Below are 17,664 nucleotides of genomic sequence, written 5' to 3'. Positions count from 1 at the left end.
TTTATGAAGAAGATCCTCCCATCCATCCTTTTTCTGATGGTCATGCTCACCCCAGCCCTGGCCCAACAAACGATCACCACGGTGATCCTGATGCGCCACGGCGAAAAGGTGAACGACGGCACGGACGATCCCGCCCTGACATCGCAGGGCCTCGAACGCGCTACCCGCCTGGCGGAACTGTTAAAGAACACCACCGTGGACGCCATCTACTCATCACCTTTCCAGCGCACCCGAAACACGATTGCTCCGTTGGCCCAGGCGAAAGGCCTGACCGTTCAGACCTACGACCCCAAAAAACCAGAGGAGATCGACGCCATTCTGAAAAAACATGCCGGCCATACCGTAGTGGTTTGCGGACATTCCAACACCACACCACGCATGGCCAACCGGCTGCTGGGCAAAGCACAATTCAAGGACTTTGAGGAAACCGAATTCGGGAACCTGCTGGTGATCGACGTGTTGGAATCGGGCGCGGCAAAAGTGACGGTGCTGAACTATTGAATTCCGGATCGATTTTGAAACGCGTGTTTTTAATCTTCAATTTTTAAACGATCCCGATCTTTTAACGGCGCGGGTTGTTTATCCTTCATGAAGCACAAACCATCAGGCATGAATTTACTTGAGTTTACAGCCAAAGGAATTTACTGCCCCGCCGCCGACGTCTATCTCGATCCGTGGCAACCGGTGAAGAAGGCCCTGATCACACACGGTCACTCGGATCATGCGCGTTGGGGTCACGAACAATATTTGTGCACCACCCCTGCGGAACCGATCATCAAACATCGTCTGCAACTAACGGATAATATCCAATCCGTTGCATTTGGCGAGACGGTGATGATCAACGGCGTGCAATTCTCTTTTCACCCGGCGGGTCACATCCCCGGCTCGGCCCAGATCAGGGTGGAACTGAACGGCGAGGTGTGGGTCTTCTCCGGCGACTACAAACTTCAGCACGACGGTCTGTCGGAACCTTTCGAGCCGGTGAGATGCCATGCCTTCATCACCGAATCCACATTTGGATTGCCGGTGTACTCGTGGCCATCACAAGCCGACGTGTTTGATGAGGTGAACCGGTGGTGGCGCAAAAGCCAGGAGGAGGGCAAGGTGGCGGTGTTGGCGGGGTATGCGCTGGGCAAAAGCCAGCGCATTCTAAAGAACGTGGATGCCACGCTGGGTAAAATTATGGTGCACGGTGCGATCGAAACAGTGACCAATATTTTTCGTGAGCAAGGCATGATCCTTCCCCCAACGGTGCGGGTACTGCCTGAAATGAAACGCGCCGACTTTGAAGGTGCCTTGGTGATCTGCCCTCCCTCGGCGATCGGCTCGCCCTGGTTGCGAAAGTTTGAGCCGTTTTCGCTGGGCATTGCCTCCGGGTGGATGGGCTTGCGGGGGACACGCCGGCGCAGGGGTGCCGACAGGGGGTTCGTCCTTTCCGATCACGCCGACTGGCGCGAGCTCAACCAGGCTGTGCGCGAGACCGGAGCTGAAAAAGTGTTTGTCACCCACGGCTACTCCGAGATCTTCGCCCGCTGGCTGACCGAACACGGCCTCGACGCCCGCGAAGTGAAAACGCAATACGAAGGCGAACTGAGCGAAATGGCGGAAGCAACCGAAGATAAAGCCCTGGAAGCATGAAGCGCTTTGCCCAACTGTTTACCGAGCTGGACCAGACCACAAAGACCCTGGACAAGATCAAAGCTCTGGTGTCGTACTTTGAAGTGGCGGCCACGCAAGACCGTATCTGGACCATTGCCATCCTTTCGCACCGCCGGCCCCGGCGCACGGTGAGTGCCGGCTATCTCGGCACATGGGCCACCGAACGGGCGGGGCTGCCGATGTGGTTGTTTGAAGAATCCTATAGCGTGGTGGGCGACCTGGCCGAAACCATTTCGCTGGTGCTCCCGGAACCCGATGAACGATCGGATGAAACCCTGACGTTTTGGATCAACTTCATCAAAAGCCTCGAGCCGATGAGCATCGAAGAAAAAAAGGAGAAGATCAATTGGGCCTGGCACCGGCTGGGCGGCGTCGACCGCTTTGTATTTAACAAACTCATCACGGGCGGTTTTCGCGTGGGCGTGTCGCAGCAATTGATGGTGAAAGCGTTGGCTAAATATGCCAGGGTAAAAGAGAACGTCATCGCCCACCGGCTGATGGGCAACTGGTCGCCCGAGACCACGACCTATGAAACATTGGTTTTGACGGAGGACACCCAGGATATTTCAAGACCCTATCCGTTCTATCTCGCCTACGCGCTGGAAGGAACAGTGGAAGAACTCGGAGACCCAACGGAATGGCAAGCCGAACGAAAATGGGATGGCATCCGTGGCCAGGTGATCGTGCGGAACGGAGAACTGTTTGTGTGGTCGAGAGGAGAGGAGTTGGTCACGGATAAGTATCCGGAATATGCGGCCTTCCTGGAATTACTTCCCAATGGCACAGCGTTGGACGGGGAGATCCTTCCGTTTCGCGATGGCCTGCCGCTTTCGTTCAACCACTTGCAAACGCGCATCGGCCGCAAGTCCATCACCTCAAAATTGTTGCAGGAAGTGCCCGTGGCGTTTGTCGCCTACGATGTGTTGGAATGGGAGGGGGCCGACGTCCGGTCGTGGCCCTTGACGACCCGCCGGGAAAAGCTGGAGGCGCTTGCCGCGACGAAACCCCATCCGGTGTTGCAACTGTCGCCGACGATAAACTTTTCTACATGGGACCAGCTTCGCGAGGCGCGTACGCATTCGCGTGAATATCGCAGCGAGGGGATCATGCTGAAACGCAAAGACTCGATCTATCGCGATGGCCGTCGCCGCGGGGATTGGTGGAAATGGAAGATCGATCCGTTCACCATCGACGCCGTGATGATCTATGCCATGAGCGGCCACGGCCGTCGCGCCAACCTCTATACCGACTATACTTTTGCCGTGTGGAGTGGCGACCAGTTGGTGCCGTTCACAAAAGCCTACAGCGGTCTGACCGACGAAGAGATCCGCGAAGTGGATCGCTGGGTGAAACAAAACACCACCGAACGCTTTGGCCCCGTGCGCAGTGTGAAGCCGGAGTTGGTGTTCGAGATCGCCTTTGAGGGCATTGCCAAATCCACCCGTCACAAATCGGGCATTGCCCTGCGTTTCCCGCGCATCCACCGCTGGCGGAAAGACAAAGCCGTCGCGGAAGCAAATACCCTGCAGGACCTGCAACAATTGCTGAACACCCACGGCTAGTCGTTGCCTTTTAAAAAAATTATAAAAGAACACTTGAACGGGAGCCAGGGATGCACCAACTTTCATTTCCCCCAACACGCATCACGCACCATTGATGACTAAATACTCACCCCTAAATACTCACGACTAAAAACTCACCCCATGGAATATCGCAGACTCGGAAAATCAGGCCTTCAACTTAGTGTTCTCTCCTTTGGCTCGTGGCTCACTTTTGGCAAACAAGTGGGCGACGCAACGGCCGATGAGCTGATGACCGTGGCGTATGACCATGGCGTTAACTTTTTCGACAACGCCGAGATCTATTCACGCGGGCAGTCGGAAATAGTGATGGGCGAGATCCTGAAAAAGAAAAGCTGGCGGCGCGACAGCTATGTGGTGTCGAGCAAAGTGTTTTTTGGATTGGGTGGCAGCGACCTGCGCCCCACGCAAAAAGGACTGAGCCGCAAACACGTGGTGGAGGCCTGCGAGCAGTCGCTCGAACGCCTGCAGGTGGATTATCTCGACCTGTTCTTTTGCCACCGCCACGACAAGCAAACGCCCGTGGAAGAAACGGTGTGGACAATGCATAACCTGATCCAGCAAGGCAAGATCCTCTATTGGGGCACCAGCGAATGGACCGCCGCCGAGATCATGGAAGCCCACCTGGTGGCGCAACGGCATTCGTTGATTGGCCCCACCATGGAGCAACCTCAATACAACATGTTGGAACGCTTCAAAGTGGAGGAAGATTATCAACTTCTGTATACGTCCCTGGGATTGGGCACCACCGTTTGGTCGCCGCTGGCCAGTGGTGTGCTGACGGGAAAGTATAATGAAGGCTTTGTGAAGGAAACGCGATTGGGCATTGAAGGTCTGGAGTGGCTGAAGGACCGCACGCTGGCGCAGGCCAACCTGGAGCGCGCACGGAAGCTTACGGTGTTTGCAAAAGAAATAGGCTTGTCTATGCCCGTGTTGGCCATTGCATGGTGTCTGAAAAACGAGCATGTTAGTTCTGTTATTTTGGGGGCGTCGAAGGCGGCGCAGTTGGTGGAGAATTTTCAGGCGTTGGAGGCACGGAATAAATTGACGCCGGAGATTATGGATAGGATTGAACTTATTTTGTTGAATAAACCGAAGAGAAGTGATTTTTGATGGGGAGTTGTTGGGTGGTGAAAAGGATGGTGGATTGAATGGGCGGTTGAAAGGGAAAGGAATTTGTTGGTGGGACACCAACAAAGGGGTGTGGGGATTTTTTTTGAGAGGGAGTTTGGGAAGAGGGTATTGCTCCATGTTGTGGAGTTTGAATGGGTGTTGGGAAATTGGTGGTGCTTGGATGGCGGTTGGTTGATGGGGTTTTAGACAGATGGGGGGAAGGTATCGACGGGTGGGGGTTTTTCGGCACCGTAATTATTTCATTTGTTAGTGGGGCTTCTGTAAATTTAGTGTATGATGAGAGGGTTGCTTTCGTTGACGTTGCTTCTGATGCTGGCGGGTACGGCCTTCGCCCAGCAGCAGGATGAGATACGCAAAAGCATCTATTTCGGCGGGGGCAGCTACTATGTGGACGACAACCAGGTGGAGGAGCTTTATTACTGGCTCGACTCTATTCCCAACCTGCTCGACAAATACGATATCCAGCTCATCAGCCACACCGACCCCATTGGCGGCAAGGAATACAACGAGTGGCTTTCCAAGATGCGCAGCGAGACCGTGCAGCAGCTTTTGCTGGACAAGGCCATTCCCGAACACAAGATCACCATTAAAGACTGGGGCCTGGACAACCCCGTGTACAGCAACACTTCCTTCCAGGGCATGCAGATGAACCGCCGGGTGGATGTGATCCTCTATCCCATCATTTTTTAGCACAAAAACAGGGTTTGCGCCTTTCGTGGCGTCTTTGGCCCTTTAAAGTTTGCCTTGTCCGAAAAAGGACACCATTTTGCACAAGCGGACGTGCGGAAGCGCAACAAAGGGCATTTTTGACACGTCTAAGGCTTCAACACCCTTGGCATTATTGTTGGCTTCATGCCTGGCCAAGGGGTAAATTCGACGTAAACCAAACCCCATTTTCATGATCAAGCTACAGGACATTGACAAGTACGTGGATTCGCGCTTTCAGCGGACTTTCGTTTTAAAAGGCGTTAACCTCAACGTCGAACAAGGAGAATTTGTGACCATTATGGGCCCCAGCGGCGCCGGAAAGTCCACCCTGATGAACATCGTTGGCATGCTCGACGAGCCCTCGGCGGGCGAATACTATTTCTTCGACGAGCCCGTGCACAAGATGAAGGAAAAGCAGAAGTCGGACATGCACAAAAACTACATCGGCTTTATTTTCCAGGCCTATCACCTCATCGACGAACTGACGGTATACGAAAACATAGAAACGCCCCTGCTCTACAAGGGCGTGCCCGGTGCACAACGCAAGAGCATGGTGGCCGAGCTATTGGACCGCTTCAACATGGTGGCCAAAAAAGATCTGTTTCCTGAACAACTGAGCGGTGGCCAGCAACAGCTGGTAGGCATTGCCCGCGCCATTGTGGGCCAGCCCAAACTGCTGTTGGCCGATGAGCCCACGGGTAATCTCCATTCCGACCAGGGCAAACAGATCATGGAGATCTTCAAAAAATTGAATGACGAGGGCATCACCATCATCCAGGTGACCCACTCGGAAGAGAATGCCCGCTTTGGCAAGCGCATCGTGCGCGTTGGCGACGGTGCGATTGTGGCGGATGAGCAAGTAACGGTTAATGTCTAAAAACACGCATGAAGAAGATTGTATTATTCCTGGTTGCTTCCAGTAGTGTAAGTTTTGGTTGGGCTCAACTCAAGGCCCCCGTGACGAAGTTGTCGTTTAAAGAAGCGGTGAAGATCGGGCTGCAGAACAACGTGACGTTGCAGCAGCAAAAGAATCAACTGGACTACACACAGGTGAACAAAGTTGCGTCCCTCCTACAAATGGGACCGAGTGTGCAGGCGCAGGGTAGCTTGTATCGCAACGACGGTAACTCCTTTAACCAAAACAAAGGTGAGGTAATTAACGGGGTTGTGGACTACATGAATGGTTCAATAAGCGCCAGTGTACCAGTATTTAACGGGTTTAGGATCCTGAATCAATACAAGCAAGCGAACAATGCCAACGAGGCTCAATTGCACATGGTGCACCGCTCGCAACAAGATGTGATCCGCGATGTGTCGAGCCAGTACCTGATGTGCTTGCTGGACCAACAGTTGATCAAAATCGACGAGGAGAACGTGCAAACCCAGACCACCCAATACGGCCAGATCAAGGCGCAATCCGAGCTGGGCAGCAAGGCGGAAGCCGATATGATAAACCAGGAATATCAAATGAAGAATGCGGAGCTCCTGCTGGTGCGCTCGCGCAACAAACTGAAGAACGACCTGGCCACGCTGTCCCTGACGTTGCAGGTCGACCCGAATTTCGAAGTGGAGGATGTGGAGTGGGACGTAAACAACATGGTGGCCGACAGCCTGGAGCTCGATCAAATGTATACCACGGCAATAGACCGCCGCGCGGATTTGAAACAGGCCGTGTATGCCGAAAAAGCTGCGCGCTTTGGTTACACAGCGCTGAAAGGAAACTATTATCCCAGCCTCTATGCCGGCGCTTCGTATGGCTCGCGCTACAACTACATTCATGGTGAGGACAACCGGACGTTTCACGACCAGTTTACACAAGACAACACCATGAAGAGCTATGGCTTTAACCTGACCATTCCGATCTATAACGGATTTTTATATCGCTCGCAGACAGCGTTTCAGAAAGTGAATTATGAGAACGCGAAGGTGCGCCATAGAAATGCTGAAGTGACCGTGAAAACGGATGTGCTGCGGAGTTATCAGAATTTTAGGGATGCCAAAACGAACTACGCGGCAGCGGAGTCTCAATTGCGGGCCGCTAAGCTGTCCTATCAGATGGAGAAGGAGCGTTACGACCTCGGGGTGTCCAACATTGTGCAGTTCACCACGGCCAACCAGGCGTATGTGAAAGCGCAGGGGGATTTTCAGAATGCGAGGTATACGCTGATGTTCCAGCGCTTGCTGATCAGCCATGCGATGGGTACGTTGAAAGAGGAGGATATTCCTTAGGGGATGGATAGACCGATATTGCGCAAAAGCCCTCGTGACCGAGGGCTTTTGCTTTTTGGGGCGGGCCTTCGTTAAGGCTTCGGCGGGTGGGAAAGGACTCTTTTGCGGTTGTTGGAATGGGATAGCGTGGGAACTCCTGAATACGATGGGTATCCGAGAAGATTTGTTGGCGGGATACCAACAAATGTGGTCGGGTTTCGGGAAAAGGTGGGATTGGAGTTGGGCGGATTTGGGATGGACGGGACTTGAATCGGAAAAGGCCCTCCTGAGGCCGTTGACGCGGCTAAACGGCGTTAAAATGGGGGAAATCAGCGGGTTGATGAGGGGTTATGGCTGAAAATTGCTGGATTTTTACTACCTTTGCGACCCCGCTCGAATGAGCTGGACTGGCCTCCCGGTTGGGTGGACAGCATGTATAACCAAAAGTGTCGCGGTTTACCCGGCCGGGACATGTATAGAAAGGGTGAATTTTTATTATGGCTAAAATTTCAAAACCAGGCGAAAGACCCCGTAAGGCGGTGGAAAGCACTGACGCTAAAGGCCCTGTGAAAAAGGCAAAAGGCGAAAAGATCGACATCGACGAAGATGATCCGTTGGCAGAGATCAAATCGGCAGGTAAGGAAGAAATTTCTACCGAGGCTATCCCCGTTTCGGAACTGAAGAAGGCAAAGTACGAAAAACAAATTCCTGGTGAATTTGACTTCGATGCGTTCGACTCCAAAGGTTTCGGCGAAGGCTACAGCAAAGACAAACGTGCGGAAATGGAGAAAATGTACTCCGGCACCGTGACGTCTGTGAACAGTGGTGAAGTGGTGAAAGGCGTTGTGGTGGGCATTAACGACCGCGACGTTATTCTCAATATCGGTTTCAAGTCAGACGGCCTTGTGCCCCTGGCGGAATTCAAAGAAATGACCAACCTGAAGATTGGTGATGCCGTTGACCTGTTCATTGAAGAACGGGAAGATGCCATGGGCCAACTCGTGCTGAGCCGCCGCAAGGCGAAGCTGGTGAAGGGCTGGGAATATGTACAGACTGCGCTGGACAAAGACGAGGTCATCGAAGGCTTCGTGAAACGCAGAACAAAAGGTGGTCTGATCGTGGACGTATTTGGAATCGAGGCGTTCTTGCCCGGTTCGCAAATCGACGTGAAGCCTATCCGCGATTTCGATATCTATGTGAACAAGTCGATCGAGGTGAAAGTGGTGAAGATCAACTACACCAACGACAACGTAGTGGTATCGCACAAAGTGCTGATCGAGAAAGATCTCGAGCAACAAAAAGCGGTGATCCTGACCAACCTGGAAAAAGGACAAGTATTGGAAGGCGTGATCAAGAACATGACCAACTTCGGTGTATTCATCGACTTGGGTGGTGTAGACGGATTGCTGCACATTACCGATATCAGCTGGGGTCGTATCAACCATCCGGAAGAAGTGCTCAAGCTTGACCAAACGGTTAAGGTGGTGGTATTGGATTTCGATGGCGACAAGAAACGGATCTCTTTGGGCATGAAGCAACTCACGCCACACCCTTGGGATGCACTGCCCACCGAGATCCAGGTAGGATCGAAAGTGAAAGGCAAGATCGTGAACGTGGCCGACTACGGTGCGTTCCTCGAACTGCAACCCGGTGTGGAAGGTTTGATCCACGTGAGCGAAATGAGCTGGTCGCAACACCTGCGCAACCCGCAAGATTTCATGAAAGTGGGCGACGAAGTGGAAGCCGTTGTGCTGACCCTGGATCGCGACGAGCGCAAGATGTCGCTCGGCATCAAGCAACTGACCGAAGATCCTTGGACCCGTCAAGACGTATTGAGCAAATACGCTGTGGGCACCAAACACAAAGGCATCGTTCGCAACCTGACCAACTTCGGCTTGTTCATCGAGCTGGAAGAAGGTATCGACGGCCTGGTGCACGTGAGCGATTTGAGCTGGACCAAGAAGATCAAACACCCTTCGGAATTTGTGAAGGTGGGCGAGACGATGGAAGTGCAAGTGCTGGAACTGGATGCGGCCAACCGCAGACTGGCCCTGAGCCACAAACATATGGAAGAAAACCCTTGGGATACGTTCGAAACGATCTTCACGATCGGCAGCGTTCACAAGTGTACCATCATCAGCAAGAACGACAAAGGTGCCGTGCTGGAATTGCCTTATGGCATTGAAGGCTTCTGCGCTGCCAAGAACCTGGCGAAAGAAGACAACTCCAAAACGGAAGTTGGCGAATCGCTGGATTTCAAAGTGCTTGAATTCTCCAAAGACGACCGCCGCATCGTGCTTTCGCACAAGGCTGTTTGGTCGGGCGAGGAAGAAAAACCGAGCGCCACAGCAGGCAAGAAGAAACCGGCTCCCGCAAAGGGCAACACCATCCAGTCGATCAACCAACAGTCGGAGAAATCCACCTTGGGCGACCTGGAAGCGTTGAGCGCTTTGAAAGAGAAAATGAGCGGCGGCAGCGGCGAACCCAAAGCCGAATAAGTAGCTTAAAAGAACGGAAAGGTGGCCGCCTTGGCCACCTTTCTTTTTTTACGGGCGTTGCAATAACCCCCGTTTTTTTTAGTTTTGCACACTGTTTGGACGAACGGGCGGCTATGCCGACCGATAGGAAAAGCGGTTAGTTGGTCTCGTGGCCGAGTGGCTAGGCAGAGCTCTGCAAAAGCTTCTACAGCGGTTCGAATCCGCTCGAGACCTCTGAAACCTCAAAACCGGAGACGGTTTTGAGGTTTTTTTTTGATTCTGCTAGCCGTCAATTTTCAGCCTGTTAGACGTCTGTTCCAGGGTCGTTTTATGTGTCATCTGAAACCCTATTACACAAAATCTTATGAAACGTTATTCAACTATCTTTTTGATCGCCATTATCTTATTGTCGTGCCAGGGCGAAGATGGCCAGCCTGGTCTCAACTCGCTGATCGGTGTTGCCGAGGAAGGCCCGGGAGCGCATTGCGAGAACGGAGGCTTTAAACTTCAAAGCGGATTGGACAAAGATCGGAATGGCGCACTGAATCCGGACGAAGTGGAGACCACGAACTTCGTCTGCAACGGTAAGACTGGATCAGCCGGATCGAACGGAACGAACGGTGCGTCGTCTATTTTCGATATGATTCCTGAACCGGTAAGCGATGCTTGTCCCAACGGTGGCTTGAAGGTAATCACAGGTCTCGACCTGAATGGCGATGGTCAGCTGACTGGCAATGAAGTTGCCACTACACAATACCTCTGCAATGGCACTAACGGCAAGAACGGCAATGGTATGCCGGATCTTGTAACACGCCTAGAAATTCCTTTCGGTTGGGGCACCACATCCTCCGTTACTCCGGTTATTACAGGCAACTTATATAAGTTCAACAAGGCCGATTACGCGACAGATTCGATCGTATTTGCATCAGAGCCTTATAACTACGGTGGAGGAAATTTGGCGGAAGTGGAATTGTATAACATCACGGATAATGTTGCCGTCGAAGGAAGTTTGCTTTCCTCGGGCAACGCATGGCAAAACAGGAAGTTCCAGGTTTCCGACAATGTCTACAAAAACCTGCCCAGTAAAGAAATTACTTTAGGGGTGAGGTTCCGATCGACCGTAGAGGGACAACTTGCAACCAGCGGCTATTACGGATCGTACTTGCTTATTTATAAGAAGTAGCGGTTCGTCCCGATAACTATCGGGACCGCTCGAGACCTCGGAAGGAAAAAGTCATCCGCCTGGCGGATGACTTTTTTGTTTTTATAAAAAGACGCAGAGCTCTTCCGCCAGCTAGAATCAATCGCATTACCTGTAGTTAAAATCAGTTAACGTGCCACGCGTTCGAAGTTCTCATTTTTTGAGGTGGATGGCCATGCCATTTTTTGAAGCTGTGGATAAACGCTGCCGGTTCGGAGTAGCCCAGCACCGAGGCAATGTCGGTGACGGAGAAGCGGTCGTGGAGAATCAGCAGGTTGCAGATGTCGCGTTTCAGGTCGTCGGTGATCTGGCGGAAGGTGGTGTTCTCGGCCACGAGGCGGCGTTGAAAGGTGCGCGCGTTCAGGTTAAAAAATCCAGCCAATGTTTCCAGTGCAGGCAGGCGTGGCTTTGCCATGCGCAGCGCCGTGAGCTTCACCTTGCTGCCAAACGACAGTTGTGCCTCCATGCTTTCGATGAGCGCCAGGTATTCGGGAATGAGCAGGTCAAGTCCCCAACGGGTGTTGTCCTGCACGGCGGCCTTGAGAAGGGTTTGGTTGAATTTCATTTCGAACGTAGTGCCCTTCTTCCATTCAGGCGGATAGGCGCTTGTGTGATGGGGAGATGATAATTTCACGTTGATGTCTTCACCCGAGATGATGGCGACCTCGCGGGCCATCACGGTTAAAATGGTTTCCAGAATATAGCGTGTGATGGTTTCATGGCCCGGGGGCAGACCAACGGAAATAGTGGCCGTGCGTCCGGCGGTGGCGTTGTGGATGGTGATGTTGGGAAATGTTTTTTGGAGATAGGATTGACAATAATGTAGGGCTTCCTGGTTGGTGGTGGCCTTTAGCGAGATGCGATAAATGGCGCCCAGCGTATTCAGGTTGAGACATTGGCCCACGTGAATGCCCAGCAGCGGATCGTTTAGTGTCAGCGACAGGTGTTGCACCACGGCATAGAAATCCGTCACGCTCACCTTGGCATCGGCGTCGGCAAAGTCGGGAGGCGATTTCATGACCTTTTGCAACTCGCGCAGGGGTATGCCGCGCAGTTGGCCGTAGTCAACAAAACAACTGAGGTGTTTGGCGAGAATTTTCATTTTGTCGTAAAATATCAATTGAGGCCGGTGAGGCAAAGATACCTTTGTTGCATCAACAAAAACAAAACGAATGAAAGCGTATCACCTCGAATCGTTCGGCAGCATCGACGGCATCCGTCTGCGCGAACAAGCCATCCCCACCCCGCAAGCGCAGGATGTGTTAGTCAAGATCAAAGCCGCGTCCATCAACCGGCGCGATCAGTATATTCTTCACCAAACCTATCCGTTGCCCGCCAAGGCAGACGTCGTCCCCTTAAGCGATGGTGCGGGAGAAGTGGTGGCCGTAGGAAAAGACGTGACGCGCTTTCGCGTGGGCGATCGCGTGATGGGAAATTATTTCGCCCGCTGGCGTGATGGCCGCATCGGCATGGACATCATGGATCAGTTGGGCTGTACGCTCGATGGCATGCTGGCGGAGTATGCCGTGCTTCACGAAGACTCGGTGGTGCGGATTCCGGCTAATCTCGGCTATGCAGAAGCATCTACCTTGCCCTGTTCGGCCCTCACCGCATGGTCGGCGTTGACCAACGTGGGCGCGGGCGACGCCGTGCTCACCATCGGCAGTGGTGGCGTGTCGGTATTTGTTATTCAATTTGCAAAGATGCGGGGCGCCAAAGTGTTTGTGCTCACCTCGCGCGACGAGAAAATAGAAAAACTGAAAGCCCTTGGTGCCGATCATGTGCTGAACTACAAAACAGACAGCGCGTGGAGCAAAACCATACTGGCGCTAACGCACGGCGCAGGCGTGAACCTGGTGGTGGAAACCGGCGGTATCGACACCCTGGCACAAAGCGTGCAGGCCACGGCCATGGGAGGGGAGATCGCGTTGCTCAGTCCCGCCACCACCCTCGGCAAAGTTGACGTTGTCGACGCGCGGGCCATTCTCACACCGTTGTTTGTTCGTTGCGTCACACTGCAACCGCGGTTTGTGGGCAGTCGTCTTGAATTTGAAGCGATGAACCGCGCCATCGAACAACACAATCTGCAGCCACGCATTGAGAAAACATTTTCATTTGGAGCGGCACTTGATGCGTATCATTATCTGGCAGCCGGAGAAGTGATGGGAAAAATTGTGATCGCGATGGAATAGGATGCTAACGTCTCTAAACAAACAATTTATGAAAACAATATACACCGCTCAAGTAACCGCTACAGGCGGTCGCCATGGACGCATCACTTCGTCCGACAACATTCTTCAACACGACCTTGCCCTGGTAGACGGTCTCGGCAAACCAGACCATAAAGTGGGAACAAATCCCGAGCAGCTCTTTGCCGCTGCCTATGCAGCATGCTTCGAGACATCCCTTCGCGCCGTTGCAGATCACCTGAACATTCGTGTAACCGAAAGCTTCGTAGAAGCCTTTGTGTCGCTACAGAAAGACAACGACGGTTTTCATCTTGGGGTGTCGCTGCATGTTCGCCTGCCCGGTGTTGACCATGCTATAGCTCAGGCCGTGATGAAGAAAGCACACGAGGTGTGCCCCTATTCCCGCGCCATTCGAAACAATGTTGTGGTTGAGATGAAGTTGATCCAGGGGGAATGAGCGTGACGCATGGTGTGCCAATGACCCTGCGGCTGGATCATCCAATGGTGTATGGGATGGGAAATTTGAGCCATCAAAGTCCCCGACAGCTGGCGGATTCTACACCGGTTCGAGTCGTTCGTCGTCCGAAGCGCCACGCGCAGGCGGCCGGGCTCGAGACGTCAGAAATTTGAAGTCAAATGTCCCGCGTTGACTTTTTATTTATGTAAAAAATGAGACCAGGCGCTTCAGACAGTTGGCTAGTTCTACGGCAGTTCGAATCCGTTCTGGGCTCTTAGCCCACTGACAATTAGTGAGTTACCTGATTTTATCGAGGGACCCGATCACGTTGAGGCTTGAATTTAGATTTTTTTCTAAATACCTTTTTGGAGGAATACTAGCAGTATCTTCCTCTTGAAGCACTATCAACGTTTTCGAATACCCCCTGCTGCAATGATACGTTATTGGATATTGGTCAACGTTCTCATACAACTAATAAGTTGCGATGGTTACGCACAACTGAGATACGAAACTTATGCTGATTCGCTGCGACTGGATTCAATCTTTGCACGAACATCCCCTTCGAATGTAATAATTCGAGATGGGAAAATAGAGTTTGATAATTCTGACATTCATGCAAGTTTTAGCGACTCAGTTGAGAACATGTACGTAGCTAATTTTGACAATTTTGACATGATTGAATCTCATGTCAAAAATCTGAGGTTTGTCAGAACCAAAAAAGGCATAGGCTTCTCTGAATGTAAAATCAATTCCTTGTCTATCGTAGAGTCCATTAATTTGCAGGTGAGTTTCGATGAATATTGTATAGTGGATTCAGCACAAATATTTGGTGGTGATATTGCGATGGTCTCTTCAACAGCCCGCTACCTTTATTTTTACGAGAGCACCATTCGACATTTGGATTTTGTTACATTACCGAGAACGTTAACCTTTTCTAACACGGAATTTACGTCCGAAGTGCTACTGTCACGATGGACTACATTGCCTTCCAACGAAGTATGTATTTTAAGAATAAGGTCGGTCGAGGACCTAACTAAGCTGAGGATTGATGACTATCGCAAGTTTTGCTTGGATTTTGATTGGTATGATTTTGAGTATGACGAAAAAGTTGACATATACACAAGATTGCTCAAAAATTTCAAGTCCAGAAATCAAACACTGAATTATGAAAAGCTTGACAAGGAGTTTCAGGCGTTTAAGTTGAAGGAATTGGGAATTTTTGGTCATGTGCTAAACGGCGTGACAAGGTTTTGGTGGGATTATGGTTACAAAAAGCATCAAGTATTGCTCAGAGCATTTCAACTAAATATTTTCTTTTTTCTTGTCAATTTGTTCTTTTATCCGATACTGCTTAGTAGAGGTTATCAACTTCAAAAATTTGTTGAGATTGACTTTGAGCTACAAAAGAAATTTGGTCATAAGAAGCTGCTACTATTCCTTGCGAGAATCCCCTATGTATTCCTTTATACTGGATATATTTTCTGGGGATGGAAGCTTGATCTCCACAGTATTCAAATTAGGAATGTTCTTTTGTTCGGGTTTGTATTATTGCAGTACTTGACAGGCATAGTTTGCCTAGGTTACATATTTAATCTTGTTGTCACAAAATAAACTATAAGGTGTCACGCGGATAACAATTTTTTGGTGCTGCCCCACTTTCCGCGCGACTATACGGACCGTGGTTTTCCCGACAACAAACAAAGGTCTCGTGGCCGAGTGGCTAAGCAGAGCTCTCCAAAAGCTCCTACGGGGGGTCGAATTCGCTCGAAACCTCTGAATGTCTTCGCCTTTGACGGATGACTTTTTTGTTTTAAAAAAGCGGCAGCGCTCTTCTATAGGTTGGCGGATTCTACCGCGGCACCTGATATACTGTCTTAAATTTATTTTCCAGATAATCAGCTGGTTAGGATCAAATTTGAAATAAAATTTGCGTAGCCGTACGCTTATGACAACCATCGCAAGAAGAGATGTATTCCAGGCCATTTGCTGACCCCACAAGAAGGGAAATAATTGGCCTCCTAGCTCAACGATCAATGAACGTAAATGAACTAGCCGATAATTTTAATATGACTCGGACCTCCGTATCTCAGCATGTAAAGATTCTTAAAGAGTGTAATCTGATTATGATAAGACAGCAGGGCAGAGAGAGGATTTGCGAAGCAAAACTGGACCGATTATCGGAAGTATCAAACTGGGTAGATCAGTATAGAAGATTCTGGACTCATCAATTTAAATCTTTGGATAAATACCTTAAAAAAGCCCAGTCAGATAAAAATTCTAAAAAATTCCAGTGAAATCGAATAACGTAATTGATCAACAAGATATGAGGCAGGGCGTTTTGACAGCTGACGGATTCTATCCCCATCCGTCCCGATCGCTATCGGGGCGGATGGGGATAGGGGGTTGGGTCACCCATTTTGTAATAACGAGATCATTTCGTCTTCAGCACATCATACCTCTCCAACAATATTTCTTTATACGCTTCCTTCATCTCCGTTGATAAAAAAGATTTTTCGATCAACGCTACCGCATTCCCTTGGTTTTCCTCCATTCTTTTAAACACGCCTTGAATCTGTCGGTCATTCAAGTCTAACGCTTTGCCCAGGCTTATGAAATTATCGCGTTTCAATTTTTTCTTTTTCCCTTCCAAGGTGAGGGCAAGCTCCTCATCATCTTTGGGGTTGATGATGACGACGTTTAAGAGATCATAGGCCGGAGAGAGTTTCCATTCGTCTCCATTTTTTATCATGGAGAAATTTTTTAAGTGCATGTCATTGTTTCCGGTCAGGAAGCAAAAGATGCTGAGTTCAAAAAAGCTTACCTGCTCCAGGAGCGTATTGGTGGAGTATACGGCAATAGCATCACCGATGCGCTCCATGGAGCTTCTGTATTTATCGAAGGCCTCGGTAATTTGAAACATGTCGATCATGTGGATTTTGCTTCCATCCGGTCGGCGGTCAATGCGCCGGGAGATATAGGCAAGCTCGCCGGACTTTAATCGGATCAGGCTTGAAGGTACGGTTTCTATACCGAAGGCTTCGGCTATGCGCATCGTGACGTGCTCGTCCTCTGGCATCTCTGGGTAATCTGCTGACGGTGGTTTTAGTATGTACGAACCACCCAATGCTCCTACGACGGTAAACCTCTTTCCGACATTGCTTTCGCTGACCATGGAAAGAGAGAGTTTAGGCTGAACGCCTGGAACAGCGATACGGCTCTCGACAACATTCCGGGCCAGTGCAGCCATTTCTCCGAGCGAATAATCCAATGCAGGCGCGGTTTTCGTTCCGAAGAATTTCAGGCTGCATCGCTCATGAAAGTCAGTTTCTTTTTCTAAAAGCTCGTAACAATACAGGCACCGGTTATTCATCTTTTTCAGCAATAGGTTTTACACTCGCTGCTCCAATACAATTCTGGCAACACGCCAGGAGCAACCCCATGCGGTCATTGGGATTGATCTTCCAGCTTTTCGCAGCAATGTCTAGCAACCATCCTTCGGGTATAAGTCCGTCGAAGAATGGAAATAGCCTTTTGTCGCGATAAACCGTTTTGTTTACCGGCATGGAGAAGGTTAAAAACTGACTTGGATATTTTGCGATATAGTCATCGGTATAGGTGAATGTATATTCACCATCGTCGGTTTCCGTCAGGATGCCAGCCAGTGTATCATCATAATAAATTTCTCCGCGTCTCATCGTTATTCATTGGTTAGTTCTCGCTGACTTACCGGGGCCAGCTCGTGACCAAACATTTTCAATACCTGATTTACTTTTTCTAGGTTGAGACGCAGGTCTCCTTGTTCTATTTTCCGGATGACGGTAAGGGCTACACCTGCGCGCGCTGCAAACTCAGATTGCGTGAGTTTAGCGTTCTTTCGTTTCTCTTTTACGAATGTTGCAAGTCGGTGCATTTTATATGCTTTTAAATATAAATTGGTATATAAATCTATAATTATATGTAATTGCATATAATTATGGATTAAATGTTATTTTTATATGTATTTGAATATAAATATACGTAAAATGGTTAAAAGTATATGTAAATACATATA

General features: G+C 50.4%; 17 protein-coding genes and 1 tRNA gene. 14 read left to right on the top strand and 4 right to left on the bottom strand.

Going from position 1 to position 17,664, the window contains the following annotated elements; genetic code table 11:
- The first annotated feature begins 3 nt into the window (after positions 1 to 3).
- From BUB30_RS15620 to BUB30_RS15565, 10 genes are all read left to right on the top strand, one after another.
- Positions 4 to 501 carry a SixA phosphatase family protein gene (locus tag BUB30_RS15620; RefSeq protein WP_073135747.1) on the top strand — a complete coding sequence of 166 codons (498 nt, stop codon included), beginning with the start codon at positions 4 to 6 and terminating at the stop codon, positions 499 to 501.
- A gap of 108 nt (positions 502 to 609) precedes the next feature.
- Positions 610 to 1,638: a ligase-associated DNA damage response exonuclease gene (locus tag BUB30_RS15615; RefSeq protein ID WP_073137275.1), complete on the top strand. Its 1,029-nt coding sequence runs from the start codon at positions 610 to 612 to the stop codon at positions 1,636 to 1,638.
- Entirely contained in the window at positions 1,635 to 3,221 is a 1,587-nt protein-coding gene (locus tag BUB30_RS15610; protein WP_073135745.1) for an ATP-dependent DNA ligase, read from the top strand. Before BUB30_RS15615 ends, BUB30_RS15610 begins: the two co-directional genes overlap by 4 nt.
- A gap of 141 nt (positions 3,222 to 3,362) precedes the next feature.
- Positions 3,363 to 4,352 (top strand): potassium channel beta subunit family protein, encoded by a 990-nt coding sequence (locus tag BUB30_RS15605; protein WP_073135743.1) that lies wholly within the window; start codon positions 3,363 to 3,365, stop codon positions 4,350 to 4,352.
- A 294-nt stretch (positions 4,353 to 4,646) separates the two neighbouring features.
- On the top strand, positions 4,647 to 5,063 hold the full coding sequence (locus BUB30_RS15595; protein WP_073135739.1) for an OmpA family protein: 417 nt from the start codon (positions 4,647 to 4,649) through the stop codon (positions 5,061 to 5,063).
- Between the two features lie 208 nt (positions 5,064 to 5,271).
- Positions 5,272 to 5,958, top strand: coding sequence for an ABC transporter ATP-binding protein (locus BUB30_RS15590; protein ID WP_073135737.1), 687 nt, complete (start codon positions 5,272 to 5,274; stop codon positions 5,956 to 5,958).
- Positions 5,959 to 5,966: 8 nt separating this feature from the next.
- The gene (locus BUB30_RS15585) at positions 5,967 to 7,310 is read left to right on the top strand and encodes a TolC family protein (protein ID WP_084138160.1); all 1,344 of its coding nucleotides are present in this window, start codon (positions 5,967 to 5,969) and stop codon (positions 7,308 to 7,310) included.
- Between the two features lie 476 nt (positions 7,311 to 7,786).
- The gene (gene rpsA / locus BUB30_RS15575) at positions 7,787 to 9,787 is read left to right on the top strand and encodes a 30S ribosomal protein S1 (RefSeq protein WP_084138159.1); all 2,001 of its coding nucleotides are present in this window, start codon (positions 7,787 to 7,789) and stop codon (positions 9,785 to 9,787) included.
- A 142-nt stretch (positions 9,788 to 9,929) separates the two neighbouring features.
- Positions 9,930 to 10,000 (top strand) — tRNA-Cys (locus tag BUB30_RS15570).
- A gap of 130 nt (positions 10,001 to 10,130) precedes the next feature.
- Positions 10,131 to 10,949 (top strand): DUF7151 family protein, encoded by an 819-nt coding sequence (locus BUB30_RS15565; protein ID WP_073135731.1) that lies wholly within the window; start codon positions 10,131 to 10,133, stop codon positions 10,947 to 10,949.
- A 142-nt stretch (positions 10,950 to 11,091) separates the two neighbouring features.
- On the opposite strand, the gene BUB30_RS15560 is transcribed toward BUB30_RS15565, so the two are convergent.
- Positions 11,092 to 12,069, bottom strand: coding sequence for an AraC family transcriptional regulator (locus tag BUB30_RS15560; RefSeq protein WP_073135729.1), 978 nt, complete (start codon positions 12,067 to 12,069; stop codon positions 11,092 to 11,094).
- Positions 12,070 to 12,139: 70 nt separating this feature from the next.
- Here BUB30_RS15560 and BUB30_RS15555 point away from each other — a divergent pair, with 70 nt between their 5' ends.
- The 4 genes from BUB30_RS15555 to BUB30_RS15540 all read left to right on the top strand — a co-directional run bounded on the left by BUB30_RS15555 (position 12,140) and on the right by BUB30_RS15540 (position 15,907).
- On the top strand, positions 12,140 to 13,159 hold the full coding sequence (locus tag BUB30_RS15555; RefSeq protein ID WP_073135727.1) for a zinc-dependent alcohol dehydrogenase family protein: 1,020 nt from the start codon (positions 12,140 to 12,142) through the stop codon (positions 13,157 to 13,159).
- 28 nt (positions 13,160 to 13,187) lie between these two features.
- Positions 13,188 to 13,613: an Ohr family peroxiredoxin gene (locus BUB30_RS15550; RefSeq protein ID WP_073137271.1), complete on the top strand. Its 426-nt coding sequence runs from the start codon at positions 13,188 to 13,190 to the stop codon at positions 13,611 to 13,613.
- 753 nt (positions 13,614 to 14,366) lie between these two features.
- The gene (locus BUB30_RS15545) at positions 14,367 to 15,224 is read left to right on the top strand and encodes a hypothetical protein (RefSeq protein WP_143164946.1); all 858 of its coding nucleotides are present in this window, start codon (positions 14,367 to 14,369) and stop codon (positions 15,222 to 15,224) included.
- A gap of 356 nt (positions 15,225 to 15,580) precedes the next feature.
- Positions 15,581 to 15,907: an ArsR/SmtB family transcription factor gene (locus tag BUB30_RS15540; protein ID WP_317044201.1), complete on the top strand. Its 327-nt coding sequence runs from the start codon at positions 15,581 to 15,583 to the stop codon at positions 15,905 to 15,907.
- A gap of 137 nt (positions 15,908 to 16,044) precedes the next feature.
- On the opposite strand, the gene BUB30_RS15535 is transcribed toward BUB30_RS15540, so the two are convergent.
- From BUB30_RS15535 to BUB30_RS15525, 3 genes are read right to left on the bottom strand one after another with little or no spacing between them, the layout of a single operon-like run.
- Complete coding sequence (locus BUB30_RS15535) at positions 16,045 to 16,995, bottom strand: HipA domain-containing protein (RefSeq protein ID WP_245804105.1); 951 nt, start codon at positions 16,993 to 16,995, stop codon at positions 16,045 to 16,047.
- Positions 16,976 to 17,308 carry a HipA N-terminal domain-containing protein gene (locus BUB30_RS15530; RefSeq protein WP_073135721.1) on the bottom strand — a complete coding sequence of 111 codons (333 nt, stop codon included), beginning with the start codon at positions 17,306 to 17,308 and terminating at the stop codon, positions 16,976 to 16,978. Before BUB30_RS15530 ends, BUB30_RS15535 begins: the two co-directional genes overlap by 20 nt.
- Before the next feature lie 2 nt (positions 17,309 to 17,310).
- Positions 17,311 to 17,580, bottom strand: coding sequence for a helix-turn-helix domain-containing protein (locus BUB30_RS15525; protein ID WP_317044200.1), 270 nt, complete (start codon positions 17,578 to 17,580; stop codon positions 17,311 to 17,313).
- Between the last annotated feature and the right edge of the window lie 84 nt (positions 17,581 to 17,664).

This window comes from Chryseolinea serpens, assembly GCF_900129725.1.
Classification (GTDB): domain Bacteria; phylum Bacteroidota; class Bacteroidia; order Cytophagales; family Cyclobacteriaceae; genus Chryseolinea; species Chryseolinea serpens.
This window is presented reverse-complemented; position numbering and strand designations above follow the sequence as displayed.

Excerpts from the sequence above, each read along its gene's own strand:
- BUB30_RS15530 (WP_073135721.1), bottom strand. The coding sequence starts at position 17,308 with ATGAGACGCGGAGAAATTTATTATGATGATACACTGGCTGGCATCCTG.
- BUB30_RS15615 (WP_073137275.1), top strand. The coding sequence starts at position 610 with ATGAATTTACTTGAGTTTACAGCCAAAGGAATTTACTGCCCCGCCGCC.
- BUB30_RS15550 (WP_073137271.1), top strand. The coding sequence starts at position 13,188 with ATGAAAACAATATACACCGCTCAAGTAACCGCTACAGGCGGTCGCCAT.
- BUB30_RS15540 (WP_317044201.1), top strand. The coding sequence starts at position 15,581 with ATGTATTCCAGGCCATTTGCTGACCCCACAAGAAGGGAAATAATTGGC.
- BUB30_RS15595 (WP_073135739.1), top strand. The coding sequence starts at position 4,647 with ATGATGAGAGGGTTGCTTTCGTTGACGTTGCTTCTGATGCTGGCGGGT.
- BUB30_RS15585 (WP_084138160.1), top strand. The coding sequence starts at position 5,967 with ATGAAGAAGATTGTATTATTCCTGGTTGCTTCCAGTAGTGTAAGTTTT.
- BUB30_RS15565 (WP_073135731.1), top strand. The coding sequence starts at position 10,131 with ATGAAACGTTATTCAACTATCTTTTTGATCGCCATTATCTTATTGTCG.
- BUB30_RS15525 (WP_317044200.1), bottom strand. The coding sequence starts at position 17,580 with ATGCAATTACATATAATTATAGATTTATATACCAATTTATATTTAAAA.
- BUB30_RS15560 (WP_073135729.1), bottom strand. The coding sequence starts at position 12,069 with ATGAAAATTCTCGCCAAACACCTCAGTTGTTTTGTTGACTACGGCCAA.
- BUB30_RS15590 (WP_073135737.1), top strand. The coding sequence starts at position 5,272 with ATGATCAAGCTACAGGACATTGACAAGTACGTGGATTCGCGCTTTCAG.
- rpsA (WP_084138159.1), top strand. The coding sequence starts at position 7,787 with ATGGCTAAAATTTCAAAACCAGGCGAAAGACCCCGTAAGGCGGTGGAA.
- BUB30_RS15610 (WP_073135745.1), top strand. The coding sequence starts at position 1,635 with ATGAAGCGCTTTGCCCAACTGTTTACCGAGCTGGACCAGACCACAAAG.
- BUB30_RS15555 (WP_073135727.1), top strand. The coding sequence starts at position 12,140 with ATGAAAGCGTATCACCTCGAATCGTTCGGCAGCATCGACGGCATCCGT.
- BUB30_RS15620 (WP_073135747.1), top strand. The coding sequence starts at position 4 with ATGAAGAAGATCCTCCCATCCATCCTTTTTCTGATGGTCATGCTCACC.
- BUB30_RS15605 (WP_073135743.1), top strand. The coding sequence starts at position 3,363 with ATGGAATATCGCAGACTCGGAAAATCAGGCCTTCAACTTAGTGTTCTC.